This window comes from Pseudomonas sp. CDFA 610, from assembly GCF_021147865.1.
In the GTDB taxonomy this organism is placed as follows: Bacteria; Pseudomonadota; Gammaproteobacteria; order Pseudomonadales; family Pseudomonadaceae; genus Aquipseudomonas; species Aquipseudomonas alliivorans.
This window is the reverse complement of record NZ_JAGTPM010000002.1, coordinates 68,304-94,799: the sequence shown is the minus strand read 5'-3', so window position 1 is coordinate 94,799 and position 26,496 is coordinate 68,304. Positions and strand designations below refer to the sequence as shown.

General features: G+C 59.4%; 25 protein-coding genes and 1 pseudogene. 9 read left to right on the top strand and 17 right to left on the bottom strand.

Annotation, left to right across the window (positions count from 1 at the left end):
- Positions 1–149: 149 nt before the first annotated feature.
- Both KDX39_RS26515 and KDX39_RS26510 read left to right on the top strand, forming a co-directional pair.
- Positions 150–1,331, top strand: a pseudogene (locus KDX39_RS26515) (methyl-accepting chemotaxis protein); the annotation flags it as partial.
- 33 nt (positions 1,332–1,364) lie between these two features.
- Entirely contained in the window at positions 1,365–2,078 is a 714-nt protein-coding gene (locus KDX39_RS26510; RefSeq protein ID WP_442964524.1) for a methyl-accepting chemotaxis protein, read from the top strand.
- Positions 2,079–2,174: 96 nt separating this feature from the next.
- On the opposite strand, the gene KDX39_RS03565 is transcribed toward KDX39_RS26510, so the two are convergent.
- Positions 2,175–3,116, bottom strand: coding sequence for a DMT family transporter (locus KDX39_RS03565; RefSeq protein ID WP_231659411.1), 942 nt, complete (start codon positions 3,114–3,116; stop codon positions 2,175–2,177).
- A gap of 74 nt (positions 3,117–3,190) precedes the next feature.
- On the opposite strand from KDX39_RS03565, the gene KDX39_RS03560 reads away from it, so the two are divergent.
- Complete coding sequence (locus KDX39_RS03560) at positions 3,191–4,045, top strand: LysR family transcriptional regulator (RefSeq protein ID WP_231659410.1); 855 nt, start codon at positions 3,191–3,193, stop codon at positions 4,043–4,045.
- 25 nt (positions 4,046–4,070) lie between these two features.
- On the opposite strand, the gene KDX39_RS03555 is transcribed toward KDX39_RS03560, so the two are convergent.
- Positions 4,071–6,245, bottom strand: coding sequence for an ATP-binding protein (locus KDX39_RS03555; RefSeq protein ID WP_231659409.1), 2,175 nt, complete (start codon positions 6,243–6,245; stop codon positions 4,071–4,073).
- 241 nt (positions 6,246–6,486) lie between these two features.
- On the bottom strand, positions 6,487–7,503 hold the full coding sequence (locus tag KDX39_RS03550; RefSeq protein ID WP_184319605.1) for a 1-aminocyclopropane-1-carboxylate deaminase: 1,017 nt from the start codon (positions 7,501–7,503) through the stop codon (positions 6,487–6,489).
- A 171-nt stretch (positions 7,504–7,674) separates the two neighbouring features.
- On the opposite strand from KDX39_RS03550, the gene KDX39_RS03545 reads away from it, so the two are divergent.
- Together KDX39_RS03545 and KDX39_RS03540 are read left to right on the top strand one after the other, a co-directional pair.
- On the top strand, positions 7,675–8,181 hold the full coding sequence (locus KDX39_RS03545) for an Lrp/AsnC family transcriptional regulator (RefSeq protein ID WP_231659408.1): 507 nt from the start codon (positions 7,675–7,677) through the stop codon (positions 8,179–8,181).
- A 122-nt stretch (positions 8,182–8,303) separates the two neighbouring features.
- A complete protein-coding gene (locus KDX39_RS03540; protein WP_231659407.1) occupies positions 8,304–9,119 on the top strand; it encodes an AraC family transcriptional regulator in 816 nt (271 codons plus the stop codon).
- Here the strand turns inward: KDX39_RS03540 and KDX39_RS03535 are convergent.
- Together KDX39_RS03535 and KDX39_RS03530 are read right to left on the bottom strand one after the other, a co-directional pair.
- Positions 9,057–9,707, bottom strand: coding sequence for a LysE family translocator (locus tag KDX39_RS03535; protein ID WP_099228274.1), 651 nt, complete (start codon positions 9,705–9,707; stop codon positions 9,057–9,059). The two genes, KDX39_RS03540 and KDX39_RS03535, sit on opposite strands and share 63 nt — an antisense overlap.
- Positions 9,708–10,997, bottom strand: coding sequence for a hypothetical protein (locus KDX39_RS03530; protein ID WP_231659406.1), 1,290 nt, complete (start codon positions 10,995–10,997; stop codon positions 9,708–9,710).
- Positions 10,998–11,195: 198 nt separating this feature from the next.
- Here KDX39_RS03530 and KDX39_RS03525 point away from each other — a divergent pair, with 198 nt between their 5' ends.
- On the top strand, positions 11,196–12,104 hold the full coding sequence (locus KDX39_RS03525) for a DUF808 domain-containing protein (protein WP_210040847.1): 909 nt from the start codon (positions 11,196–11,198) through the stop codon (positions 12,102–12,104).
- 117 nt (positions 12,105–12,221) lie between these two features.
- On the opposite strand, the gene KDX39_RS03520 is transcribed toward KDX39_RS03525, so the two are convergent.
- From KDX39_RS03520 to puuE, 6 genes are all read right to left on the bottom strand, one after another.
- Positions 12,222–13,007 (bottom strand): outer membrane protein OmpK, encoded by a 786-nt coding sequence (locus tag KDX39_RS03520; protein WP_099228277.1) that lies wholly within the window; start codon positions 13,005–13,007, stop codon positions 12,222–12,224.
- A gap of 380 nt (positions 13,008–13,387) precedes the next feature.
- Complete coding sequence (locus KDX39_RS03515; protein ID WP_099228278.1) at positions 13,388–14,671, bottom strand: urate hydroxylase PuuD; 1,284 nt, start codon at positions 14,669–14,671, stop codon at positions 13,388–13,390.
- A 28-nt stretch (positions 14,672–14,699) separates the two neighbouring features.
- Positions 14,700–15,224, bottom strand: a complete 525-nt coding sequence (locus tag KDX39_RS03510; RefSeq protein WP_099228279.1) for an ureidoglycolate lyase — start codon at positions 15,222–15,224, stop codon at positions 14,700–14,702.
- Between the two features lie 148 nt (positions 15,225–15,372).
- Positions 15,373–16,368: an allantoicase gene (alc, locus tag KDX39_RS03505; protein ID WP_184319619.1), complete on the bottom strand. Its 996-nt coding sequence runs from the start codon at positions 16,366–16,368 to the stop codon at positions 15,373–15,375.
- Between the two features lie 16 nt (positions 16,369–16,384).
- A complete protein-coding gene (gene uraD / locus KDX39_RS03500; RefSeq protein ID WP_231659405.1) occupies positions 16,385–16,924 on the bottom strand; it encodes a 2-oxo-4-hydroxy-4-carboxy-5-ureidoimidazoline decarboxylase in 540 nt (179 codons plus the stop codon).
- Positions 16,921–17,850, bottom strand: coding sequence for an allantoinase PuuE (gene puuE / locus KDX39_RS03495; protein ID WP_231659404.1), 930 nt, complete (start codon positions 17,848–17,850; stop codon positions 16,921–16,923). The genes uraD and puuE overlap by 4 nt, the downstream gene beginning before the upstream one ends.
- A gap of 392 nt (positions 17,851–18,242) precedes the next feature.
- On the opposite strand from puuE, the gene uraH reads away from it, so the two are divergent.
- Positions 18,243–18,596: a hydroxyisourate hydrolase gene (gene uraH, locus KDX39_RS03490; protein ID WP_210040853.1), complete on the top strand. Its 354-nt coding sequence runs from the start codon at positions 18,243–18,245 to the stop codon at positions 18,594–18,596.
- A 137-nt stretch (positions 18,597–18,733) separates the two neighbouring features.
- Positions 18,734–19,486, top strand: coding sequence for a GntR family transcriptional regulator (locus tag KDX39_RS03485; RefSeq protein ID WP_231659403.1), 753 nt, complete (start codon positions 18,734–18,736; stop codon positions 19,484–19,486).
- Between the two features lie 12 nt (positions 19,487–19,498).
- On the opposite strand, the gene KDX39_RS03480 is transcribed toward KDX39_RS03485, so the two are convergent.
- From KDX39_RS03480 to phhA, 5 genes are all read right to left on the bottom strand, one after another.
- On the bottom strand, positions 19,499–20,710 hold the full coding sequence (locus tag KDX39_RS03480; RefSeq protein WP_231659402.1) for an MFS transporter: 1,212 nt from the start codon (positions 20,708–20,710) through the stop codon (positions 19,499–19,501).
- Positions 20,711–20,902: 192 nt separating this feature from the next.
- Positions 20,903–21,082 carry a hypothetical protein gene (locus KDX39_RS03475; RefSeq protein WP_231659401.1) on the bottom strand — a complete coding sequence of 60 codons (180 nt, stop codon included), beginning with the start codon at positions 21,080–21,082 and terminating at the stop codon, positions 20,903–20,905.
- A gap of 539 nt (positions 21,083–21,621) precedes the next feature.
- Complete coding sequence (locus tag KDX39_RS03470; protein ID WP_231659400.1) at positions 21,622–22,818, bottom strand: amino acid aminotransferase; 1,197 nt, start codon at positions 22,816–22,818, stop codon at positions 21,622–21,624.
- Positions 22,818–23,174 (bottom strand): 4a-hydroxytetrahydrobiopterin dehydratase, encoded by a 357-nt coding sequence (locus KDX39_RS03465; protein ID WP_231659399.1) that lies wholly within the window; start codon positions 23,172–23,174, stop codon positions 22,818–22,820. Before KDX39_RS03465 ends, KDX39_RS03470 begins: the two co-directional genes overlap by 1 nt.
- Before the next feature lie 40 nt (positions 23,175–23,214).
- A complete protein-coding gene (gene phhA / locus KDX39_RS03460) occupies positions 23,215–24,012 on the bottom strand; it encodes a phenylalanine 4-monooxygenase (protein ID WP_231659398.1) in 798 nt (265 codons plus the stop codon).
- A 270-nt stretch (positions 24,013–24,282) separates the two neighbouring features.
- Here phhA and KDX39_RS03455 point away from each other — a divergent pair, with 270 nt between their 5' ends.
- Positions 24,283–25,842 (top strand): sigma-54-dependent transcriptional regulator, encoded by a 1,560-nt coding sequence (locus tag KDX39_RS03455; protein WP_099228291.1) that lies wholly within the window; start codon positions 24,283–24,285, stop codon positions 25,840–25,842.
- Between the two features lie 109 nt (positions 25,843–25,951).
- Here the strand turns inward: KDX39_RS03455 and KDX39_RS03450 are convergent, their stop codons facing one another.
- Positions 25,952–26,218: a DUF2790 domain-containing protein gene (locus tag KDX39_RS03450; protein ID WP_099228292.1), complete on the bottom strand. Its 267-nt coding sequence runs from the start codon at positions 26,216–26,218 to the stop codon at positions 25,952–25,954.
- Between the last annotated feature and the right edge of the window lie 278 nt (positions 26,219–26,496).

The following is a 26,496-nucleotide window of genomic DNA, read 5'->3' as shown; positions in this document are numbered from 1 at the left end:
AATAAATATTAATATTCTTGAAGGCCCCGTAAACCGGGCCTTGTGCGGCATACCTATGAATTGATCAGTTCTGTCGATCAACTTAGCCATCAAGTTAGCCCACCAGGCGCCGATTCCCGTGCATTCCGAAAAATCGAGGCACACATGCTATGAGCGCTAAATGGTTGGACAATCTTAACGTCAGTAAAAAGCTCGCCCTGGGCTTCGCGGCGATTCTGCTGGGGGTGCTGACCGTGACGGCCATTGGTTACTCAAGCACCAACCTGTTGATCGAACGTCTGGGCAAAAGCAGCAAAATCGCCGAAATCAAGGACGATGTCCTGAACGCACGCATTGCTGCGCAAGCCTATGCAACCGGACCCACCGCTGCCGGTGTGCAGGTGTATGGCAGTGCGCTGGAGGCCTTGAGCCGTAGCGTCGAGCAGGGACTGAACGTGTTCGTTGTATCGAGCAACCTGCAGAAGTTGAGGAGCATCAAGGAACAGGTCGGCGGTCTGAAGCAGACATTCGATCAGCTGGTCAGCATCAACCAGAAAGTCGATGACGCGCTTAAGCCGCTGATCAAGGTTTCTGACGAGGTCAGTGCGACCTTCGAAAACCTCCTGCAGAAAACCATCGACGACACCGTGCGTGCGCCGAGCGAGACGGGCATTCAGCAGGTCAAGATCGCTGGAGACCTGCGCAATGGCATGACCAACTTTCGCCTGATATTTCGCCGCTATCTGAGCATTCCGACTGCCGACAATCGTCAGGCGACCTACAACGCTGCCGACGCACTGATCGCTCAGGTGGCCGCTGCACGCAGCCAGTTGCCGGTGGAAGCCAATAACGCAGTGGACACGGCGTTAAACGCGCTCAAGCAGTACAAGGTGCTGATGGCGTCTATCTCCGACATGCTGCAGCAGACTGATCAGATCCGCAGCACCCTGCAACAACAGTCCATCGCTACAGCGGCCAGTGCCGATGAGCTGGCGGCCGCGCAGGTGGTCAGTGCCAAAGGTGAACAGAACACCGCTGTGATGCAGCTTTTGAGCGTGGCCCTGGTGGTGTTGCTGATCGGCGTCTTCGCGGCCGTCATCATTACCCGGCAGATCACTGTGCCGTTGAGTGACACGGTGATTGCCGCTCGCCGCATCGCTGAAGGCGACTTGACCCACGACACCGCCACCACGCGTCAGGACGAGCTGGGTCTGCTGCAGAACACCATGCAGCACATGACCGTGTCGCTGCGTGGACTGATCGGCGGCATCGGCAACGGCATCACTCAGATCGCGACCGCTGCCGAAGAACTTTCGGCGGGCAGCGAACAGACCAGCGCTGGCGTCGCCCAGCAGAAGAACGAAGTGGATCAGGTTGCCACGGCCATGAACGAGATGGCGTCGACTGTTCAGGAAGTTGCCCGCAACACCGAAGACGCCTCGAAGGCTGCGAAACAGGCTAGCGAACGTGCGGCCCACGGCAGCAGCGTGGTGCAGCACGCGACACGGGAAATCGGTCAGTTGGCGGGGGAGGTCAAGGAACTGGGCCAGGCCATGCAACGCCTGACCGAAGACAGCGGCAAGATCGGCAGCGTGATCGACGTGATCAAGGCGGTTGCCGAACAGACCAACCTGCTTGCGCTCAACGCCGCCATCGAAGCAGCACGCGCAGGCGAGCAGGGTCGCGGTTTTGCTGTCGTGGCCGATGAAGTGCGTTCGCTGGCGCAGCGCACCCAGAATTCCACCACCGAAATCGAAGCGCTGATTCAGGCATTGCAGCAGGGCACCAGCGCAGCCTCGGGCCTGATGGACGCCAGCCTGCAACGCACCGAAGGCACTGTGGTGCTGGCGCGTCAGGCCGAGCAGGCGTTGGTGGAAATCAACCAGTCAATCGGCACCATCGAACAGATGAGCCAGCAGATTTCCGCCTCCGCCGAGCAGCAGAGCGCCGTGACCGAAGAGATCAACCGCAGCGTGCTCAGCGTGCGCGACATCGCCGATCAGTCGGCAGCAGCGACCGAACAGAGCGCCGCCTCGACTGTTGAGCTGGCGCGTCTCGGCAGTGATCTGCAGAACATGGTGGCGCGGTTCCGTATCTGACGTCTGGAAAATGGGCTTGCGGCGAGGTCGCAAGCCCACCCAGAGTCCGGTGTTCGCTTTGATACCGCGCAGTGTCAGAGACAAAGGGCGGCCTATCTACCTGGCCGCTTCAGCCTTGCGCCGCTCCGTCCTGATCACCACCCAGATACCGATTCCCGACACGACCATGCCTGACACCATCTGCCAGGACAGCGGCTCGTCGAACATTATCCAGGCCAGCAGCATGGTCACTGGCGGGCTGAGGTACAACACGCTGGCCACGCGCGTTTCGGAAGCGCGGCGCAGGCACACCCAGTAAAGCCCATAGCCACCCAGGGTGGACAAGCCGGCAGTCCATGCCACGCTCAGCGCAAACCCTGTGCCGGGTATCGGTGCCAGTCCGCCTTGAACCCCTTCGACAACCGCGAACACGATGCCGGACACGCAACATTGCAGCCAAAGATTGGGCAGCAGCCCCATGGTTTGCGATGGGGTCAACCGTTTGCGCCAGAGCGTCGCCACGGCCAGCGAGAGCATGCCCAGCAACGGCAGGCCATAAGCCCATAGCGGCGCTTTGCCCCAGGCCAGCGCGCCTTGTGTTGCGATGACGACGCCTGACAGACCGATGACCAGACCTGTCCAGACGCGCCAGGCCAGTCGCTGGCCCAGAAACAGCGCCGCCAGCAGCGCCATCCCGATGGGCAGCAGGTCGGCGAACAGCGCTGCGAGCCCGGCCGGAACGCCCAGCGCGATGCCCTGTGTGATGCCCGCCAGATAGCCGGTCATGGCCAAAAGACCAATGCCTGCGTTTTTCAGCAACACGGCAGGGGAGGTCCGCTGCAACTGCCGGAACACGAAGGGCAAAAGAATCAGACAGACCAGCACGCAGCGCCAGAACACCACCAACAAGGGCGGTGCGTAATCAATCGAGAAACGGGCGCCGATGAATCCGGAACTCCAGGTCAGGATCAGTCCTGCTTCGAGCAGCGGTAACGGAATGGATCGCCGAAGGCCGGGTCGAAGGGTCTCGCTGTGTTTTATCGATAAGTGCTGGTTCATGCCCACAGGCTACGAAACGGGAGTAGTCTAATAAATCAAAATAAACCACATCAGTTGTTCACAAAGATTGAATCATGACGCCGACGCTCGATATCGAACTGATCAGAACCTTTCATGCGGTTGCCCGGATCGGCAAATTCTCGGCTGCGGCTGAGCAGCTGCATAAAAGCCCGGCCGCGGTGAGCGTACACGTCCAGCGGCTTGAGGCCGTTGCTGGCGGTCGCTTGCTCAATCGCGACAACCAGTCTGTTTCTCTCACCGCGCTGGGCAAACGGCTGTTGTTATCCACCACCGAGCTTCTCGCGACTCACGACCGAGTGCTGGCCGACCTGCATGGGACCCGACTGGCCGGACGTATCACCCTGGGTGTCCCGGATGAATATGCCACCCATGTGATCCGCGACATTCTGCCGACCTTTACCGCAGCCTGGCCCAATGTGGTGCTGGAATTGAAAACCGCACCCAGCTATACCCTGCGCGAGCAGGTGCAGCGCGGCAAGCTTCAGGCGGCAGTGGTGGCGTTGCCGAGGGGCGAGGCGGGCGACGATGCAAAGAGGTTGGTGTCGACCCGGCCGGTGTGGGTCGGGCCACAAGGGCAGTCTCTGCAGATGTCTGACGTGCTTCCACTGGCCGTGCATGCGGCGCAATGTCCGTATCGGCAAGCGATGATCGAATCGCTCGCCGAGTGTGGCCGCAAGGTGCGTATCGTGCTGGAAAGCCCTTCGAATCAGGCAGTGAAAGCTTGCGTGGAAGCAGGGCTGGGGATCAGTCTGATCGACCGTTCCCGCGTCACCGAAGGCATGCAGATACTGGAAGGGCTGCCCGACATTGCCGAGCATGACGTGGTGTTTCTGAGATCACCGGTTTCGCGGATGGATGAAGCGGTGGACCTTCTGGGCAATGCCATGCGGCAGTCATTCCGGCTCTAGCGTTCGGCTCTGGCCAGGCATTTGCTCAAGCACCGCTCTGGACAAGTTGAGCCAGACGCGAAGCAATGTCCTGACGGCGGAACGGCTTGGCCAGAATCTCGAAATCATCCGTCGGCACCGGTTTGGCATTGGTGTAGCCGGTGATGATGAGAATGGGCAGATCGTTGATGCGCTGGCGGAACTGCCGGGCCAGTTGAACACCGGTGATATCGGCCATGACGTAGTCGGTGACCAGCACGTCCGGTCTCAGGCCTGCGTCAAACAGATCGAGCGCCACTGCGGCGGACGGTGCCTCGGTGACCTGATAACCCAGATCCTGCAAAAGGTGAGCGGTGCTGTCCCTGACCAGGTCTTCGTCATCGACCAGCAGCACATGAACCGAACCCTTGATCTGCGGAGTTTCCAGCGCTCTGGATTCCGCCTGCATGACCGGGCCGCTGGCCACTGGAAGCCAGAGGCTGACCTGGGTGCCTTGACCGGGTCTGGAGCGAATGTCGAACTCGCCGCCCGACTGCAAAGCCAGTCCCTGAACCATCGACAGACCCAGTCCGGTGCCTTTGCCCACACCTTTGGTGGAGTAGAACGGCTCCACGCAATGCCTGAGGGTGTCTTCGCTCATGCCGCAGCCGTTGTCGCTGACGGTCAGCCGTACATGATTGCCGAATTTCGCTTCAAGGGATTCGGACCGCGCACTGATCTTCACATGTCCCCCGTCGTCCAGCGCGTCACGCGCGTTGACCGTCAGGTTGAGGATCGCCAGTTCCAGCTGGTGCGGATCGACGAACACTGCCGGCAGACTGTCGGGAATATCGACTTCGATGACGATCATCGGCCCCAGCGAGCGCTCGATCAGGTCTTTCAGTTCTGCCACCAGACCATCAAGCCTGATCGCTTCCGGGACGAGCGTCTGGCGCCGTGCGAAGGTCAGCAGCCTGCCCACCAGTGTGCGGGCACGATCGGCGGCCAGCATGGCGCTGTCGAGCAGCTTCGTGGAACGCGGGTCTTCCACGCGACGGCGAACCAGTTCCAGTGACGCCATGATCGGTGTCAGCAGGTTGTTGAAGTCGTGCGCGACGCCGCCGCTGAGCTGGCCGACCATCTCCATCTTGCGTGACTCGTGCAACTGGGCGAGGGCTTTTTCGCGCTGGGCGAGCATGGTCACGACGCGCTGTTCAAGGCTTTCATTCAGGTCGCGCAGTGCGCGTTCGGCCCGCGCCTGATTGATCCATAACCAGGCCTGCTTTGCGGCTTCCTGGGCAAGGTGCAGCTCATGATCGCCAAAGGTGCTCGTGATCGACGGCTGAATGGTCAGCACCGCTTCCAGCTTGCCATGCAGGACCACCGGCACGTAGACGGTGCAGGGTGGCCTGGTGACGGTGTAGCGGGCCATCCTCGTATTGGCCGGGATGATCGGACTCGCTGCGATTTCATGCAGCACAGCGCGGTTGGCGCGCAGGTCCGCTGACATGCTGTCCGTCCATTCGGGCAAGTGCGGGATCGCGGACGATGAATCATTCGGGTCTGCCGACAGTGTCTTCAGGTGAGCACCGTCATCGTCAATCCCGATAAGTGCAATGTGCTGAAGCGCCAATTCTTCCCTCAGACGGCTCAGCACGTGGCGCTCTATGGCGCACGGATCGGAGGTGGAGGGCAGCGTCCGGCCCAGCTCGATCAGGAACGCCTGACGCCGTTCGAATTGCACACGCTCTGTGGTTTCCGTGACGATACACAACACGCCGCCAATCGAACCGTCAGTCTCGCGAACAGCGGAGTAGGACACATTGAAATAAACGGTTTCCCGGGCACCGAAGCGCTTTATGTAGAACGGACGGTCCTTGGCCGAGAACGTCTTTCCTGTTTCACGCACGCCGCGCAGCAGCGGCTCCAGATCGTCCCACAACTCACCCCAGTTCTCGACGGCCGGACGGCCCAGCGCGCGAGGGTGTTTGTCGCCAATGCTCGGCGCATAGGCATCGTTGTACAACGCAATGAACTGCGGGCCCCAGAACAGAACGATCTGTGCATGCACGGGAAGGGCGGTGGCGATCAGACTCTTCAGGCAACCGGACCATTGGGAAGGATGCCCCAGAGGCGACTGATTCATCACCGCCGTTTGCAGAAGCGCCCCGATCTCTGCGCCCTCTTCGGGAAAGCACAGTTCGCCCGTGTTGTTTGATTGAGAAGAGTGGAGGTTATCCATCGACTTTGACGCTCTGGTAAATAGGCGGAGCTTGCGCGGTTAGAGCGTACAAGTGCGTCGAGCGTTCACTGGTTGGTCGAATTTTGGAAATCGATGTTGCGGATCGGGTCAGGAGGGAAAGTTACTGTCAGCAAAGACCAGGTGCTTCAAGTCCTGGACGCTTTGACATAAGCGTATCGAATGGGAAAGCCCGCGATACTCGCGGGCTGTCGGTAACGTCACAAAGGCTTGCAATCAGCCCTCAGCCATCCTTGAACAGAAAGCTGTAGGCGTTAAGGGCCGGAACGCCGCCCAGGTGGGCGTAGAGGACCTTCGAGCCTTCCGGGAATTCGCCGTTGCGGACCATGTCGATCATGCCGTGCATGGATTTGCCTTCGTAGACCGGGTCAGTCAGCACGCCTTCAAGGCGCGCGCACAGGCGGATGGCTTCGAGGGTACCGTCGTTGGGGAGGCCGTATTCCGGGTAGGCGTATCGGGTGTCGAGCACGACGTCGTCGGCGGTGATCTCGCGGCCCAGTTCGACGAGCTTCGCGGTGTTTTGGGCGATACGCAGCACTTGTTCGCGGGTCTTGTCCGGCTTGGCCGAGGCGTCGATACCGATGACCCGCTGCGAGCGTCCGTCGGCGGCAAAGCCCACCAGCATACCGGCGTGGGTGCTGCCAGTGACCGAGCAGACCACGATATAGTCGAACTTGAAGCCCAGTTCTTCTTCCTGCTGACGCACTTCATCGGCAAAGCGTACGAAACCGAGCCCGCCGTATGGGTGTTCCGAGCAGCCTGCCGGAATGGGGAAGGGCTTGCCGCCGCTCTCGACCACATCGGCCATCGCCTTTTCCCAGCTCGGACGAATCCCGATGTCGAAACCTGCCGAATCCAGACGCACATCGGCGCCCATGATGCGGGACATCTCGATATTGCCGACCCGGTCGTACAGCGCGTCGGAATAGTTGACCCAGTTTTCCTGGACCAGCACGCATTTCATGCCCAGATGCGCCGCCACCGCTGCGACCTGGCGGGTCTGGTTGGACTGGATGCCACCAATCGACACCAGCGTGTCGTAGCCGCCCTCGATGGCTTCAGGTACGAGGTATTCCAGCTTGCGCGTCTTGTTGCCGCCAAAGGCCAGCCCGCTGTTGCAGTCCTCTCGCTTGGCGTACAGCTCGACCTTGCCACCCAGGTGCTCGCTCAGGCGTTTGAGCGGCGTGATGGGCGAGGGGCCGAATGTCAGAGGGTAGCGCTTGAACTTGCTCAGGTTCATATCGAGTCTCCGTTGAGAGGTGAGGCCAGGCATGAGGCGTTGACGCTGTGCCTGAGACAGGTCCTATCATAGGAAATAGCTGGATAATCGTGGTTGCAAAGAATTGTTCAATTAGTGAATTATCGTTAGTGTCAGCGCAATGAAACGTTTATTTATTTCGTGGAAATGAATATGAAAGCAATAAATGAACACGGCAAAAGGCCCGCGCCAGACAGGACGCCGCCGCTGGACCGGATTGACCGCACCATTCTCAAGACACTGCAACGTGATGCGTCCATCTCCAATGTCGCGCTGGCGGAAAAGGTCAAACTCAGCCCGCCGGCCTGTCTCAGGCGCGTGGAGCGACTGAAGGAAAGCGGCGTTATCAAGGGCGTGGTGGCGCTGTTGAACGGTGAAGTGCTGGAGGCCGGCATGGTGGTGCTGATCGGCGTGGTGCTGGACCGCTCGACGCCGGATTCTTTCGCGCAGTTCGAAGCGGCGGCGCAGAAGGTATCCGGGTGCATGGAATTTCACGTGGTCACCGGCGAGTTCGACTACTTCATGCTGCTGCGCACCAGAGACAGCCAGAGCTTCAACCGTTTGCATGCCGAACAGTTGCTGTATTTGCCGGGCGTGCGGCAGATCCGTTCGTTCATGGGCTTGCGTCAGGTGCTGTCGACCACTCACATTCCGCTCTGAGGCTCGCGCTGCACATAGCCCGACGACGGGCACGCGAGCGCATTGCCTGATCAGGGGGCCGCTGATAATCTCGCCTGCTTGCGCAGGGACAGGACATCGCGTGCCATTCAAGGAATGACAACATGACGCCGATCATCGAAGCCTTATCGAAACAACCCTTTGCAGAATGCTCGCTGGTGTCGGCCCACAACGCCGAGTTTCCCCGCCATACCCACGAAGAGTATGTGATCAGCGCCAACCTCTCCGGCAGCGAACGGATCTGGTATGACGGTCGATCCCAGGACGTACAGCCTGGGCAGGTCACGCTCTACAACCCCATGACGGTGCAGTCCTCCCTGTTCGACTCGACAGGCGCACGCTTCATCAGCGTCCACCTCGATGCAGCGCACGTCGCGTCGGTGTTCGGCGAGGTGCAGGGGCCGCTGTTCGATGAAGGCGCGCTCAAGGACGATGCGCTGTTCAACGCCATTGTCACGTTGCATGCGGCCAATGATGCATCGCGACGCGAAGAAGCGCCCTACGAATTGCTGGCCGAGCTTTCCAGATTTCGCGGCGAGGGCCCGGTGATTGCGGAGCCCGACATGGCTGCCAGGGTCGTGGAATTCATGCAGGATAATCTGTACGAAGACATTGATCTTCAGGATATCAGCGCCATGGCGGGCATCTCGAAGTTCCACCTGGTGCGCAGCTTCAAGATGACCAAGTCATTGGCGCCGATGCAGTTCCTGAAACAGCTCAGGCTGATCGAGGTGCGCAAACGGCTGCGTCGGGGGGATGCAGCGGCCCGGGTCGCTACCGAGTTGTACTTCTACGACCAGGGCCACATGTGCAATTCGTTTCGCAAGGTGATGGGTATTTCACCGATGCGTTACGCCTCAATGCTCAAAGACGGGCTGAGGGCTGACAAACTCCATGTAGCCGGAAACCACCACGTATAACGTGAAATAGGCGAAGATCAGCGCCGATGCTATATACGTCCATCTCAGCATCTTCTCGCCCAGCAGTTGCCCGCCATGGTAGGCGAGGCCGCACAGCACCAGCGTCCAGAAGACCCCGGCGCTGAAAAAACCCGAGAGGAACAGAATCGAACTGTTCATGTCGACGCCCTGTTTGGCGATGATTGCGCCACCGACGGCGGCGAACCACAGGATCGCGCTGGGCGACGACATCGCCAGCACGATACCTTTGGAAAACAGCGCGAAGTTGGTGCGCCCCCACTGCGTTTCCGAGCCGCTGACCCCGGTTTTTACCCGTACGGCGCTGGCGACCATCTTGACACACAGGTAGGCCAGCACCGCCGAACCGCCCAGCCACAGTGCCCAGCGTACCGCCTCGTACTGCAGCAACACCGCCATGCCCGCCAGGGCGAGAATCGCGTAGACCATGTCGCCGATACAGGTCCCGAAGCCCAGCCAGACACCTTGCCTGAAGCCGCGCTGCATCGACAGGGTGATCATGGCCATGTTGGCCAGGCCGATTTCCAGGCACAGCGACAGACTCAGTAAAAAACCGTTGTAAAACTCCACTTACTCGCTCTCCAGCAAGGACTGTTCATAGAAAAGGGATGTTTCGCACAGCGACAGTCCGAACAATACATCCGTGTTTTTGGCGTGGTGCACGCCATAGGTTCGCAGAAAACGCTCGAAGGTTTCCAGGTTGTCGGACATTACGGCATCAAGCAGTGTTCTGGCGATGCGCATCATGGCGGCCGGAAAGGCTGCACAATCGATGCGGATGCTGCCTGGCGCAATCACTGAAAGCACGCCTGCGTCTTCGAGCATTTTAAGCTGCGCGTAGGCGGCACCGGAGTCCGGAAACTGTTCGGGGCCGCGCCGCAGGTAGCGGAACAGCTCCAGAACATAGAACCGCACCATTCTGTCAGATTCCAGTTCAAGGCAGTCGGCGACATCGGGAGAAAGGGCGAGCAGGAAGCCGAACACATCAGCCACTGCTTCCTGAGCGACCATCGAGCCCCAGCGGTCACGACGGCTCAGGCGACGGTAGTCGGTGGCAGGCAAGACGATGGAGTGCCCCAGATCGTGGCCCCGGAACCAGCTCATCAGGTAGCGCTCGATGTCCTGATCGGCGGGGAGGTCATCATCGGTCCAGCCAAAGATGCTTTTCTGCTCCCGCGAAATCTGCTGGTAAAGATTCAGGTAGGTGTTGGCGAAAACAATGGTGCGTTTGACGGGTGAATACTTGATGCCCTGATCTTCAGGCATGAAGTAGGCGAAATGTTTGGGGAACGTATCAGCCTCGCCGCCGATGGCGATCAGGTCGATGATCTTGTACGAGCACGCAGGCAACTGTTGAAGTTCGGCACCGAGCTGCCGGGAGAGCCTCGCCACGCTGGCGTCGAGGTAATGATCGACGATATCCGATACGGCCTGAAGCCTGAAGTTCGGCGTGCCGAAGAATGCCGAAAAGCCGGTCTCCCGGGATTTTCCCAGCCAGGTCGACAAGGGGCCGACGTAGCTCACCAGTTCCTGCTCATCGAGCCCCGCCAGTTGAGCACCGGTGTCCTTGATCCAGACGGAACCCATCAACCCTTCGGCGATCAGGCCCATCGCATCACGGGACGCTTCGTCTTCCAGTTGCCCTGATGCCGTCGCCAACTGGTTGGCAATCGTCACCAGAATGGTCTGCACCAGCATCGAATCCTTCTCGCCTGCGCGCTCCAGCTCACGAATCAGATTGGCCTGCCGCACAAGCTGGTTCAATGCGCCGGTCAGCGCCGGGGAAAACTTCTCAGGCTTCTCGAGCCGAACGGCCCGGATAATATGTTGTTGTCGTTTGGGCCAGAAAATGCTGTTCATGATCGCTCCCTGTTCAAGAGCGGCAATCAGAACAGTACGGGTATGGTGAGGTATTGGAAATAATTGCTGTAAGGCATCAGACTTGAGTGCGTGCGACCAAACGTTCCCGCACGCTGCGAGTCAGAGTGATGTGACTGACTGTAGCCTGTGATTCAATACGCGCCGTTTTGTTTTTCTACTTGCTCAAGGATTTTGATTTTGGCTGCTGGAAGCTTGCTTACCCTGCTTGACGATATTGCCACCCTGCTGGATGACGTGGCGTTGGCCACGAAGAAAACTGCAGGCGTGCTGGGTGATGATCTGGCGCTCAATGCGCAGCAGGTCACAGGCGTGTCGGCCGACCGAGAATTGCCGGTGGTCTGGGCCGTTGCCAAGGGCTCTCTGCTCAACAAGGCGATTCTGGTGCCTGCTGCGCTGCTGATCAGCGCCTTCGCCCCATGGGCGATCCTGCCGTTGTTGATGATTGGCGGTGCGTTTCTGTGTTTCGAAGGTTTCGAAAAGATCGCCCATAAATGGCTGCACAAGGAAGGCGCCGATGAACACGAACAGCGCAAACAGGCCACCACCGATGCGTCGGTGGACATGGTGGCGTTCGAGAAGGAGCGTATCAAAGGCGCGATCCGTACTGACTTCATTCTTTCGGCGGAAATCATTGTACTGGCTCTGGGCGTGGTAGCGGCGCGGCCGTTCATGGATCAGGTCGGTGTGCTGGTCATCGTGGCGGTGCTGATCACGGTGGGTGTCTACGGTCTGGTGGCCGGTATTGTGAAGCTGGATGATCTGGGTCTGTACCTCAAGAAGAGCGCCAGCTCGTTCGCACAGAAACTCGGCGCTGGCCTGCTGTGGCTCGCTCCGGTATTGATGAAGCTGCTGTCGATCCTCGGCACGGCGGCCATGTTCATGGTCGGTGGCGGGATTCTGGTCCACGGCCTGCCATTCGCCCATCACTGGGTCGAAGGCATAACGGCAAGCGCTGCGGGTGCGGTGGGAGGCCTGTCAGTGATCATCCCGACGCTGATCGATGCCGTCGCGGGCATTATCGCCGGTGCGGTATTGGTGGTGATCGTCACCTTCGCCGGCAAGGCGTGGAAGGCTGCGCGGGCGTAGCACCGAGCGGGCGTGGAGTGGCAAAGGGGCGCAGAGCGTGGGCACGATCGGTGTATTGATCGTTCCCATGCTCCACGTGGGAATGCCGCTCGGGACACTCCGCGTTCCGACGTGTTATCAGAAAAACACTTTTACCAGCAGGCTCGCAGTGTTCTGGTCGGTGTCGAACGAACCGGTATCCTCGATCCCGTATTTGTTGGTCCAGTAGTCATACTCGATACCGACGTACAACTGCCGCTCCGGGTAGTTGAGCGCCTTGCCCAGGTCGTATTTGATCTGCGGGTTGAAGTGCAGGTTGGAGTGGTAAGTGCCGCGTGATGTCTCGTCGTTGTCGACGACCCAGTCCATGAAGCCGTCGATCAATACATCCGATTTGCCTACCGGAATGGTGTACGACCACACCGGTGTGATCTGCCATACGCCATCGCCCGGACGATTGCCGTCGGTGTGGCGCTGATAGAAGTTGAGCTGGAAGTAATCGAAGCCCGGTATCTTCAGGTCGAACGCAGGACCGATCAGGTAGGACTCGTTGTCGCCTTCACCGAACTCGTAAGTGGCGGCCAGCAGCACATCGGTTATGGGGCCGAACTCGAATTTCTGTCCGAATATCTTTCCCATCGACAGGCGCGGAGAGATTTCACCGTAGTACGTGTTGTCGCCCGCGTTCGCATCTTTCTTGCCGTTGTAGAAGATCTTGTCGACGAATAGAAAGTTGTCGCCGTACTTCCAGCTGTCCGCATGTTCGAAGGTGAAGGTCTGCTGTATTTCAGGGTTGACGGTGAAGTCCCGTCCATTCAGATAGGTCAGGCTGTTGCTCTGCCACTGGAAGATATCCCCGGCCATGGCGGGTGCTGCGGCCAGCAGACTGCTGGCCAGTAACACGCTGGAAAGTGTGCGATTCATTCGGTGTATCCCTTGAGTAAGATCATGATCGAGCAGACCGGTGCTCTGAATGGCACCTTGTCCAGGGGTGTAATAATTTGTCTGTTTGGTCAACTTCCACTAGTTAGCAAGAGCTGCGCCAATCGCCGAAAAAAAAGCTGACGTAATACGAAAACCGCCATATTGATGTCGGTTTTGGTTGTTTTCTGGAGTTCCAGGCACCGCAATGCCCGGCCTGTTGGCGGGGTGGGCAATCGGATTCGACTAAAAAGGCAGGTATCGGCCTGTTTTTGCAGCGGCGGCGGAGGATACTGGCTCGCGTCATCCGCCTCAAGTGCTCCAGCGCAGGGCGGCTGGGGCAAAAACGGGGCGGCCGTTGTGCAGCGGGCCGCCCGAGTGACTCAGTCCAGCTTCGCGCCTTTATCGATCCAGGCGCCAACCAGCTCGCGCTCCTGTTGGGTCATCTGAGTGATGTTGCCCAATGGCATGATCGGTGAGTTGACGGCCTGGGCCTTGATTCGCTGCGCCTGCTGCTGGATCTGCTGCGGCGTATCGAACATCACACCGGCAGGAGCGACGCTGAACAACTGGCTGGTGGGGCTGGCCGAGTGGCAGACAGTGCAGCGTTGCCGGATCACGTCGTGGACCTGATTGAAGCCTGCACCGGCTGTCTTGGAGGGTTCCGGCTGGGCTGGTGCAGCGACCGGTTCCGGCGGCTTCTCATCGGCGCGATGCCCGCCCACGGCCGTGCCGGGCAACGGTTGGTAGACGATTTTTGTTGCCTGCGGCGGTTGCGCAGGTCCGGTGACGTACGCCAGGCAAAGCATGCCCAGGGCGGCGACCGGCAGTGTCCAGGCGAAGCGATGGCTGTCATGCCGGGTATTGAAGTAATGCCGCACCAATACCGCCAGCAGAGCGATGCCCGCCAGAATCAGCCAGTTGTATTCACTGCCGTAGGTGCTCGGAAAGTGATTGCTGATCATGATGAACAGCACTGGCAGGGTAAAGTAGTTGTTGTGCCGTGAACGCAGCAGTCCCTTGGCCGGCAGGCTCGGGTCCGGCGTGCGGTTCTCGGCGATGGCCGCGACCAGCGCGCGCTGTGCCGGCATGATGATGCGGAACACGTTGCCGACCATGATGGTGCCCATGATCGCCCCGACGTGCAGGTACGCGCCGCGACCGCTGAACACTTGGCTGAACCCGTAGGCCGCTGCGACCAGCAGCATGAAAAGGATCAGGCCCAGCAGAGCAGGGCGCTTGCCCAGCGCCGAGTCGCACAGAAAACTGTAGATGAACCAGCCGACGAACAGTGAACCCAGTCCGATGTGCACGCCTTCTGCGCCCGACAGGCTGCTGCCCGGTGCCAGCAGGTACAACGTCGGGTTGGCATAGAACACCACGCACAACAGGGCTACGCCCGACAGCCAGGTTGAATAGGCTTCCCATTTGAACCAATGCAGGTTCTCCGGCATGGTCGGCGGGGCGAGCTTGTATTTCTCCAGATGATAGATGCCACCCCCATGGATGGCCCAGAGATCACCCGAAAGCCCGTCACGGGGGTTCTTGCGATTGAGGTTGTTTTCCAGCCAGACGAAGTAGAACGATGCGCCGATCCAGGCGACGCCCACAATCATGTGAATCCAGCGTACGCCCAGATTCAGCCATTCCATCAGATGTGCCGCCACGGTGCTTACCTAAATACCTGTCACCACTTCACGGGTGCTCAGGCCCTTCCTGGGAGTCGGGATCGAGCACCAGCAACTGGTGCTCTGCAAAGTAATGCTCATCGCAGTTATTGCCGGTTCCACTGCGATCAACCACCAGGAAATCATCCCGCTTTTCGATCGTCAGCACCGGATGGTGCCAGACGCCGCGATGGTAATTGATACCCTGCCTGCCGTTGGACACGAAGGCACGGGTCAGCTCTGAATCAGGTGCATCGCCAAGGGGCGCGACCACGATCAGAAAAGGGTTGCCGAGCAGCGGTATGAACGCCTGACTGCCCTGCGGATGACGCTCCAGCATGGTGATGGTCAACGGCATCGGCAGCGCCTCGGCGCGAAAGATGCTGATGATCGCCTTGTCGTCCGGCTGAGCGGTTTCCACCTCTGCCAGACGATGAAAGCGCATGGTCGAACCGTTGTTGATCATGAAGTGATCGCTGCCATCGGTTTCGATCACATCACCGAACGGCGCAAAGGCGTCCTTGGTCAACGGCTCGATTATCAGTTTGCGCATGCGGGTTCTTCTGTTTTGAATTCCATGATCGTTGCCACGCGTTGCATGGTAACGCTGCTCAGGACGCTCTGCGTCCGCTCCAGAGTATGACGAAGAACGTCACGGGCTGAATGCCCACGCGAAGCATGGGCACGATCAACACTGAAGCTTACCGCGACACTTTCCCCAACACCCGCAGCCGGCTGACGCCTCCGTCCGGGAACACGTTCAGGCGGATGTGCGTGATCGGCCCGATGGCCTTGATCTGTTCGGCGAACTCGTGTTCGGCGTGCATGGTCAGTTTTTGACTGGGCAGCAGTTCGCGCCAGAACAGGCTTTGGGTTTCGATCTGACTGTCGGTGCCGCCTTTCACGAACGCGCCCTGGATCGAGCAGCTGTCCGGGTAGTTGCCCTTGAAGTGCAGCGTGTCGACGATGACTTTCTCGACTTCGCCCGGATGCCCCAGCGCCACGATGACCCAGTCATTGCCAGGCGTGCGGCGGCGGGCGGTTTCCCAGCCGTCACCCATGTTCACGCCACGGCCCGGATTGAGAATGTTGCTCATGCTGCCGTAGTGTTCGTCCGAACAGGCAATGGAACGACCGCCATTGAGCGCCGCCACCAGGTCGATCTGCTCACCATCACCGACTGTGGTCCAGTCGCGATGCGGCACGCCATGCACCCGTAGGCGCGCCACGCCGCCGTCCGGGTAGATGTTGAAGCGTAAATGGCTGAACGGCTGATCGTGGCTGATTTCGTGATAGTGATGGCTGTTGCCTTTCAGCTCCACGGACGGCAGCACTTCGGTCCATGCAGTATTTTCGTCCGGCTCGCCCGAAGCCAGAAAGCAGGCTTCCAGCGAGGCGGATGGCGGGAAGTTGCCGGTGAAGAACGAGGTATCGATGTCCACGCCCTTGATGGTGCCAGCCACGCCCAGGCGAATCACCGCGCTGTCGTAACCTTCGAAGCGTTTGCGGCGCGATTCCCAGCCGTCCATCCATTTACCGTTGTCGTCGAACACGCCTTCCTTCCAGACCGCAGGCGTCGGCTGGAACAGGCGGTTGGCGTCGGCGAACCAGTCGTCGGTCACGGACAGAACCTTCGTGCCCAGACGCGCATCAGCCAGGTTCACGAACTTCTCGAACGGTGCGGCGTAAACTTTCATGCTTCTTGTCTGCCTTTTAAACGTTGGATGAGCGAGGCGCTTGAAGCGCCTGCAAACGGAACAGTGCGATTTTGTTGATCTCGGCCAGGGCGCAAGCGAACTCGGCCTCCGGCGAGTGATGGAGACGTTGTTCGAACGCCGCCAGTATCTTGTGCCTGTCGCTGCCCTTGACCGCCATGATGAACGGAAAGCCGAAGCGGGCCTTGTAAGCCTCATTCAACTCGGTGAAGCGCTGAAACTCTTCCGGCGTGCATAGGTGGATGCCTGCGCCTGCCTGTTCATTGCTGCTGGCCTGGGTCAATTCGCCCTTGACGGCGGCCTTGCCGGCCAGGTCCGGGTGAGCGTTGATCAGTGCCAGTTGTTGCGCCCGCGTGGCGCTGAGCAGGATGTCGCTCATGCGCTCATGCAGGGTTTCGATTTGGTCCAGTGCCGCCAGTGTCCCGTGTTCGTAGGCCTGCTGCGCGACCCAGGGAGAGTGTTCGTAGATATCGCCGAAGGTGGCGATGAATGCGTCGCGACCCATTTTCGACGGGGCAACATTCGAGAAGTCGGTCATTGTGCCGCCTCGGCGTTGAACGGATGCTCGGCATGCCAGTGACGCGCGATGTCGACGCGGCGCGTGAACCACACCTGCTCATGGCCTTTGACGTATTCGATGAACCGTTTGAGTGCGGCAAGGCGGGCAGGCCGTCCGATCAGTCGGCAGTGCAGGCCGATGGAAAGCATTTTCGGTGCTTCTTCACCTTCGGCATATAGCACGTCGAACGCGTCCTTGAGGTATTGGAAGAACTGCTCACCGTTGTTGAAACCCTGCACTTGGGTAAAGCGCATGTCGTTGGTGTCCAGCGTGTAAGGGATCACCAGATGCGGCTTGCCGGTCGGGTTGTTCGGTTCCCAGTAGGGCAGGTCGTCGTCGTAGGTGTCGCAGTCGTAGAGAAAGCCTCCTTCCTCCATCACCAGCCGACGCGTATTTGGACCAGTGCGCCCGGTGTACCAGCCCAGCGGACGTTCGCCGCTGATGTCGGCAAGGATGCGGATTGCCTGGCGCATGTGTTCGCGCTCCTGGGCTTCGTCCATGTTCTGGTAATCGATCCAGCGATAGCCGTGGCTGCAGATCTCATGACCGTCGGCGACCATGGCGCGGATCACGTCCGGATGACGTTGCGCGGCCATCGCCACGGCAAAGATCGTCAACGGGATATCGAACTGCTTGAACAGTTTGAGAATGCGCCACACGCCTGCGCGGCTGCCGTATTCATAGAGCGATTCCATGCTCATGTTGCGTTGGCCCTGCAGCGGTTGCGCAGCGACCATTTCGGAGAGAAACGCTTCGGATTCCTTGTCGCCATGCAGGATATTGCGCTCGCCGCCTTCCTCATAGTTCAGCACGAATGACAGCGCGATACGTGCGTTGCCCGGCCAGCGAGGGTGAGGCGGGTTGTTTCCATATCCGATCAGGTCGCGTGGGTATTCGGCGCTCACTGCTGGCTTCCTTATAGGCGATAGGCGTGAAATCAGGTCGGGTGCGGTAGAGGCAGGGCGTCCGCAGTGCGAGGATTGTATACAATTTATTTTTGAAATTGTAACCTCGCTCTCTGTCATCAAGCGCGATGACAACTGTACGAAGCCTCTGCAGGATCAGTACAAGCAAGAAACCTGCCTGACTGGTCAGCTTAATCGGAAAAACCTGATTGATTTCCTTCGCTTCACTGAAATCGGTGCAATCCGGCCGGATCAGGGCATGCAAGGCCTGATGGTTTCGGCCCGAGCATGTACAGGATTTTTGAAAAGTGTCTTAATCGCTGACAACTGCGCCACGACGAGCACTCTGTTGGTGCGGTTTCGTCGCAATCATCTCGGCAAGGAGCTGCGCCTTGGGAAAATTGACCACACACGTTCTGGATGCCGCGCATGGCTGTCCGGGTGCCGCCATTGTCATCGAGCTGTACCGCGTTGAAGGCGAGCAGATGCTCAAGGTCGCCAGCGCCGTCACCAACAGCGATGGACGCTGCGACGCGCCGCTGTTGCAAGATGATGAGTATCGATCCGGCGTCTACCAACTGCATTTCCACGCGGGCGATTACTACCGGGCGCGAGGCGTGGTGCTGCACGAGCCGGCCTTTCTCGATGTGGTGGTGTTGCGCTTCGGTATTGACGCAGGTCAGGCGCACTTTCATGTGCCGCTGTTAATCTCGCCCTACAGCTACTCGACGTACCGGGGCAGCTGATACTCGCTTGCCCGCGCACACTGCGGGCTTTTTTCTGTGCGCGGCTCAGGTCGTCGGACGTGGGCAAGCCTTTCCGGTTTTGCCCTGTGTACAATGCGCGCGTTGCGACGCCGTCATCCATCCGCGCCCGAGTGCCCATGAACGATCAGTCCCTGCCTCTCAAGAAACCGACGCGACCTGCCAGCGCTGGCAATAGCCCGACTCAGGACGACATCGTCTATGCGCATATCTTCGACGCCATCCTCGAACAGCGTCTGGCGCCAGGCACCCGGCTGAGTGAAGAGGCGCTGGGCGACATATTCGGTGTGAGCCGCACCATCATTCGCCGTGCACTGTCGCGTCTCGGACATGAAGGCGTCGTGCTGCTGCGCCCCAATCGGGGGGCGGTGGTCGCCAGTCCCAGTGTCGAGGAAGCTCGTCAGGTATTTTTTGCCCGGCGCATGGTGGAGAAGGCCATCACCGAGCTGGCTGTCGAGCATGCCACGGCCACGCAACTCACCCTGTTGCGTCAGATGGTGAGCGATGAGCGCGACAGTTTTGCCCGTGGGGATCGAGGAGCAGGCATTCGCCTGTCTGGCGAGTTTCACCTGCAATTGGCCGTTGCGGCTCGAAATGCGCCGCTGATCAGCTTCCAGCGCAGTCTGGTTTCCCAGACATCGTTGATCATTGCGCAGTACGAAACCGGCAACCGCACGCACTGTTCCTACGATGAGCACAACCGGTTGATTGACGCGATCGAGGCACGGGATGCGGCGCTGGCGGTTGAGTTGATGATGCACCACATGGATCACATCGACAGCAAGCTCAACCTGGACGAAGACGCGAGTTCGGATGACTTGCAGGCCGTGTTCTCGCACCTGCTGGGCAAGAAGAAGGTCAGGGCCGATTGAACTGAAGCGCAATCAATCTGCCTGTTGCTGCCTCAGGGCCTGCGCCTGACGGTACAGATAAATGCTCAGGCCCAGCCCGCTCAGCGATGCGAGCGCGGCGAACAGGAAGATCGAGACAAAGCCGAAACCGGCTGCAATTGCCCCGGCCAGCGGCCCGGTGATGCCCAGCGACAGATCGATGAACAGCGAATAGGCACCCACTGCCGCGCCACGGCTGGACGCCGGAACCAGATTGACCGCCTCCACGCCCAGCGCCGGAAACACCAGCGAAAAGCCGAAACCCGTCAGTGCCGCACCGGCCAGCGCCAGGCCGGGCGTGGGGGCCATCCACAGGAGCAACAGGCCCAGCGTTTCAACCGACAGGCATGCAATCGCCACGCGAAAGCCGCCCAGCCGATTGATCAGATTGCCGAATAGCAAACGTGCCGTGATGAAGCTGGCCCCGAAGAGGGTCAGGCACAGAGCGGCGTTTGGCCAGTGATTGCTGGCGTAATACAGGGTGATGAAGGTCGCGATGGTGCCGAAGCCGATACCGCCCAGCGCCAGGCCCATGCCGTGAGGAAAGACGCGCCCCAGCACATGCATGAACGGCAGGCGCTCGCCGTGTACGATGGGCGCCCCCGGTTTTTTCCAGGTCAGCAGCAACCCGGTGGCACACAACAGCATGATGCTGACGCCAACCGTCCACAGGCCCAATTCTTTCACCATCCAGACACCCAATGGCGCACCGATGGCCAGCGCGCCATAGCTGGCGATGCCGTTCCAGGAAATCACCTTGGCCGTGTTCTGTGCGCCGACCCGGCCAATGCCCCAGCCAATAGAGCCGGAACCCACCAGACTTTCCGCGCTGCCCAGAATCACCCGACCGATCAGCAGCACCACCAGACTTGCCATCGGCCACGCTTGCAGCCAGACGGGCACCAGCATGAACACGCCGCTCACACCGCACCCGGCCAAGCCTATCTGCACGGCTTTCTTGCTGCCCAGGTTGTCGATGATTCGGCTCGCCCAAGGGCGACTGATCACGGTGGCGAGGTACTGCACGCTGATGACAAGACCGGCTATCACTGCGCCAAAACCCAGATCGCTGTGGACATAACCCGGCAAAACGGCCAACGGGATGCCGATGTTCAGATAGCCGATGAAGGTGAACATGACGATGGACACCACCGTCAGCGTTATGGCCATCGGGGTTTGCGGTGCAGCAGTCGTTGTCTCGGGCATGGAGAGAGGTTTCATTCTGATCATGAAGTGGACGTGTGGCGTTAAAGCGGTGCGATGGAAAAGCGTGCGGGAAAAACCCTTAGCAAGCTCTCGATATGAACATCATACGGCGCATCGGACGATGCTGGTAACAGATTGCAATAAATCTGCAGGGCAGGGGGATGCTTTTAGACTGGGGAGCAGATTGGAGGATCAGGAGCCGGAAGGCGCAACGAGGTGCGTAGTGACCAGTGCTGCCAGGGCATTTTCCTGAGTGCCGAAGCGGGCCAGCAGAGTTTGCTGCTTTTCCGGGCTCAGGCGCGACCATATCTCGATCATCTTTTCGGCGGTGCCGATCAGTGCGCTGGCCTGGGTTTCAGTGAATTCGCTCATCGGTGTGTCCGTTTGCCTCTACCGGTTTTCCAGGCGTATTGAAACTCGGCAGAACCGTTTTTCGATACGCCTGAAAACAAACGCCTTCAGTCTTTGCTTCGGGCTTTCTGGCTGTCTTGAGCCGAGGGTGCAGCTTTCATTGCGGCAGGTTGACCAAGCTCCTGTTGAGCCAGGGTCGACTGCTTTGGTTCCTGTTGGCCTGGTGGGAAGTTAGGGATTTCATGCATCGTCATCGCTCCTCGCAAGGGGTTGCAGATAGAACCGTGCTTTAAAAAAGCCTGCGCAGGATACCCCACTGAAAATGACAATCCCGAGTTTTTTTTCAACTGATGGGCTGAGTGGCGAAACAAAAAAGGGATTTTACTGTCTTGGGCGGATTGGCTGGCAATAAGCCTCTATGAGGTGGCTCATTGCAATCTGTGCCGCTGGGCCGACACCGTTCTGGCGCAATGCAGTCTCTCAGGGGGCGATAAAGGATGAGAGGTGTTTGCTGTCCGAAACCGTTGTGTCAGAAGCAAGGACGCACCCAGCATTGCCCCTTATCCTTTGCAAACCGCCGCAATCGCCTGCGCCAGCTGGTCCAGGCGGCTGGCATCGATACCGGCCATGTTGGCTCGTCCATCATTGACCATGTACACGCTTTGCTCTTCACGCAGCCGGGTGACCTGCTCGCGGGTGATACCGGTGTAGGAAAACATCCCGCGTTGCTGTGCGATGTGAGCAAAACGCTCAGCCAGCCCCAACGGCGTCAGGGCCTCGACCAGTCCGCTGCGCAGTTGCGCCACGCGCTGGCGCATTTCTTCAACCTCGTCGGCCCACAAGCTTTTCAGTTCGGGATCACCCAAAATTTCGGCCACCACCGCCGCGCCATGATCCGGTGGGTTCGACCAAAGATTACGCGCGATACTTGCCAGTTGACTGCGCACATCCATCAGCTTTTGCGCATCGTCGGCGCAGACGATCAGCGCGCCGGTTCGCTCGCGGTACAGCCCGAAGTTCTTCGAGCATGAACTGGTGACCAGCAATTCCGGCAGCGTTTCGGCGAACAGGCGAACCGCCCAGGCATCGTCTTCCAGTCCGTCGCCGAACCCCTGATAAGCAAAGTCGATCAACGGCAAAAGCTTGCGGATCTGTACGATCTCCAGCACTGCACGCCAGTCATCGTGAGACAGGTCAAAGCCGGTCGGGTTATGGCAGCAGGCATGCAGTAACACCACATCGCCCTGAGGAGCCTGACGCAGCGCGTCGAGCATGCCATCTACGTTCAGCCGGTTGTCGCTGCCGACGTAGGGGTAATGGCCAACCTTCAGGCCAGCCTTGTCAAAGATAGTCTCATGCAGAGGCCAGGTCGGGTCGCTCAGCCAGATGCCTTTGCCAGGCAGGCATTGAGCGATGAAGTCTGCCGCCAGACGCAACGCGCCGGTACCGCCCGGCGTCTGGGTGGCGCCTGCACGCTTTGCCTCGATGAGCGGCGAATCGATCCCCAGCACCAGTTCGCTGATCAGCGTGCCGAAGCGCGGCTCGCCGTGACTGCCGATGTATGTTTTGGTCATCTGCCGGTCGACCAGCCGCTGTTCCGCCGCTTTCACTGCTCGCGGTACCGGCGTCTGGCCCTGTGAATCCTTGTAGACACCCACGCCCAGGTCGAACTTGTCGGGGTTCGCGTCGTTGGCGTAAGCCTCGATCAGACCCAGGATCGGATCGCCCGGTACGCGCTGGATGTCCCTGAAATGCATTATTTGCGTCCCTCTGCGTCCTTGGCCACCTCGTTGGTGCGGGCGGCCATGATGAAGTCATTGCGATGCAGCCCCTTGATCGAGTGGCTCCACCAGGTCACGGTCACTTTGCCCCATTCGGTCAACAGGCCAGGGTGATGGCCTTCCGCTTCGGCAATTTCCCCGACCGCGTTGGTAAAGGCCAGGGCGAATTTGAAGTTCTTGAACAGGAAAACTTTTTCCAGCTGCATCACGCTGTCGCGCACTTCGATGTTCCAGTCCGGAATCTGCTTGAGCAGTTCCGGCAGCTCTGCGTCGCTGACTTGCGGCGCGTTGGCACGGCAGGCTTCGCAGTGGGCTTGGTTGAGTGTAGTCATGAACAGGATTCCTTATGACGCGCGGCTGCCGATCAGGCGTTCAGGCCGCGTGGTGTTTAGGTTTGGGCGGAAATTTTGGCGCATGCAGACCCATCTGCATACCGCGCTCGACCAGCCCCATGATGTCTTCCTGCGCCAGATCGAACAGGCGCTTGAGGTCGGGCAGAACAAAATACACCGGTTGCAGGATGTCGATGCGATAAGGCGTGCGCATCGCTTCAAGCGGATCGAAGGGTTGATGCTCAGGCGCCGGCGACAGGCTGTACACCGCCTCCCTGGGTGAAGACAGGATGCCGCCGCCGTAGATTTTGCGTCCCTGTGGCGTATCCACCAGCCCGAACTCGATGGTCATCCAGTACAGGCGGGCCAGGTACACCCGCTGTTCCTTGGTCGCGCTCAGGCCGAGCTTGCCGTAGGTGTGGGTGAATTCGGCGAACCAGGGATTGGTCAGCAGCGGGCAGTGACCGAAAATCTCGTGGAAGATGTCGGGTTCCTGCAGGTAATCCAGTTCTTCCTCAGTGCGTATGAACGTCGCGACAGGGAAGCGCTTGCTGGCCAGCAGTTCGAAAAAGGTCTGGAACGGAATCAGCGCAGGCACGCGTTCGACCTGCCAGCCAGTGGTCGCACCCAACACCTTGTTGATTTCGCCCAGTTGCGGAATCCGGTCGTGGGGCAGGCCAAGCTGCTCGATGCCGTCCAGATATTCCTGGCAGGCACGGCCTTCGATGACTTTCATCTGGCGGGTGATCAGCGTGTTCCACACCGCATGTTCGGCGGCCGGGTAATCGATGAAGCCCTCTGCGTCGGGCTCACGCGCTACGTAGTGCGTCTGGGCCATGCTGGTCTCCTGAAGAGCGCTGTTGTTGTTATGAGCTGTTTTCTATGCAAAGCGCAATGACCCAGAAATAGCGCAAATCCCGCGCAACGTCAGTGGACTGCGCTGCGCGGTCTCAATGATTTTTCCTTTCTTGCGTAACGAAAACTTTACGGATGCTTTGTCGAGTAGATGAATCGTGGTTCTCCTGGTCCGTCATTGTGCTGGGCTGTCACGTATTCTTGACGGTAAACTTCGCGCTACAACAAAAAACGCCCTGAGGAACAAGCATCCATGCGTATCAAGGTCCATTGCCAGAATCGCATCGGTATTCTTCGAGACATTCTTGACCTGCTGGTCGCCTACGGGGTCAACGTGGCCAGGGGTGAGGTGGGCGGTGAGCATGGCGATGCCATCTACCTGCACTGTCCAAACCTGATCAACCTGCAGTTCCAGGCCTTGCGTCCCCGGTTCGAGGCAATCGCCGGGGTGTTCGGCGTCAAGCGCGTCGGATTGATGCCCAGCGAACGGCGGCACATGGAGCTGAACGCCTTGCTGGGCGCGCTGGAGTTCCCGGTGCTGTCCATCGACATGGCCGGTGCCATCGTGGCCGCCAATCGGGCGGCAGCCCAGTTGCTCGGTGTGCGGGTCGATGAGGTGCCGGGCATTGCGCTGTCACGTTACGCTGAGGATTTCGATCTCCCCGCGCTGGTGCGTGCCAACAAGTCGCGGATCAACGGCCTGCGCATCAAGGTGCGTGGCGATGTGTTTCTGGCCGATATCGCGCCGTTGCAGTCGGAGCATGACGACAGCGAGGCGATGGCCGGCGCAGTGTTGACGCTGCACCGGGCCGACCGGGTAGGCGAGCGCATCTATCACGTGCGTAAGCAGGAATTGCGCGGCTTTGACAGCATCTTCCAGAGTTCGAAAGTCATGGCTGCGGTGGTGCGTGAGGCGCGCCGCATGGCTCCACTGGATGCGCCGTTGCTGATCGAGGGTGAGACTGGAACCGGCAAGGAGCTGCTGGCTCGCGCCTGCCACCTGTCCAGCCCGCGCGGTCAGTCGCCGCTGATGGCGCTGAATTGCGCGGGACTGTCCGAATCCATGGCTGAGACCGAGCTGTTCGGTTATGACCCCGGAGCGTTCGAAGGCGCGCGCGTGGAAGGACGGCTGGGCCTGTTGGAGCTGACGGCGGGCGGCACGCTGTTTCTCGATGGCGTCGGCGAGCTGAGCGCACGCATGCAGGCCAAGTTGCTGCGCTTCATTCAGGATGGCTGCTTTCGCCGGGTGGGCAGCGACGAGGACATGTACCTCGACGTACGCGTGATGTGCTCGACGCAGGTCGATCTGTCCGAGCTCTGCGCCCAGGGTGTTTTCCGACAGGACCTTTACCACCGGCTCAATGTGCTGACGCTGCACATTCCGCCGCTGCGCGAATGCCTGGATGGCCTGACGCCTCTGGTCGAGCACTTTCTCGATCAGGCCAGTCGCCAGATCGGCTGTGGGTTGCCGGGGATTGCACCTGCCGCCATGAAGCGTCTCAGTCAGTATCACTGGCCGGGCAATGTGCGACAGTTGGAGAATGTGTTGTTTCAGGCTGTTTCATTGTGCGACGGCGCTCAGGTACAGGCCGAACATATTCGGCTACCTGATTATGGCGTGCGACAGACATTGACCGATGTTTCGCTGGATGGCGGACTTGACGCCATTATCGGGCGATTCGAGAAGTCGGTGCTGGAACAACTGTATGCGCAATATCCCAGCAGTCGACAACTGGGTAAAAGACTGGGCGTTTCACATACAACCATTGCCAACAAGTTGCGTGAATATGAGGTAGGCAAGCAGATTGAATAACGCCGCGCGTTATTGAAAAACCTGCGCCTGTAACAGGCGTGTTTCAGGAGGCGCCTCGCATGATGATCTGCACAATAACCTGCGAGGCGTCGCGCCAATCGAGCACGTGTCAGCCGTTGCTGCAACCGTTACCCATGACCTGATAACTCATGATGTGCTGCTTGCCGTGCGAGTCTTCGTAGACCATGCGGGCCGGGACGACCTGGCAGACATTGGGGATCTGGCTGGTGGAAATAACCCTGGCGATATCCAGGTGAGTGCCATAGGTATATTCCTCGACGCGTGCCTGTTGAGCGGCGACCTTGGTTTGCGACTCTTCGGCCATGGCCAGTGTACTGAGACCGCAAAGTGCCAGAATCGCGAATGAAGCTTTCATTGCTGATTACCTTCTTGAGTGCGAGCGAATGCGCCTGACGAATGATTGCGTTCAGGAAACATTACGATGGATTTGAACCGTGCCTGTGGGGGGCTGTTGGTGTTTGCCATGTTGGCGGAAGTGATTCTAGGCTTCTGGCCAGGCGACATATATAAAGGCTTTTGATAAGCCTTTTCATCGAAACGGTAACAATCCCTTAATGGTGCCTGCGGTCATGCCGTGTGTGCAGACGTGAATCAGGCTGCCCAGGCCGGTAAGACCAACGTCGAATGGTCCTG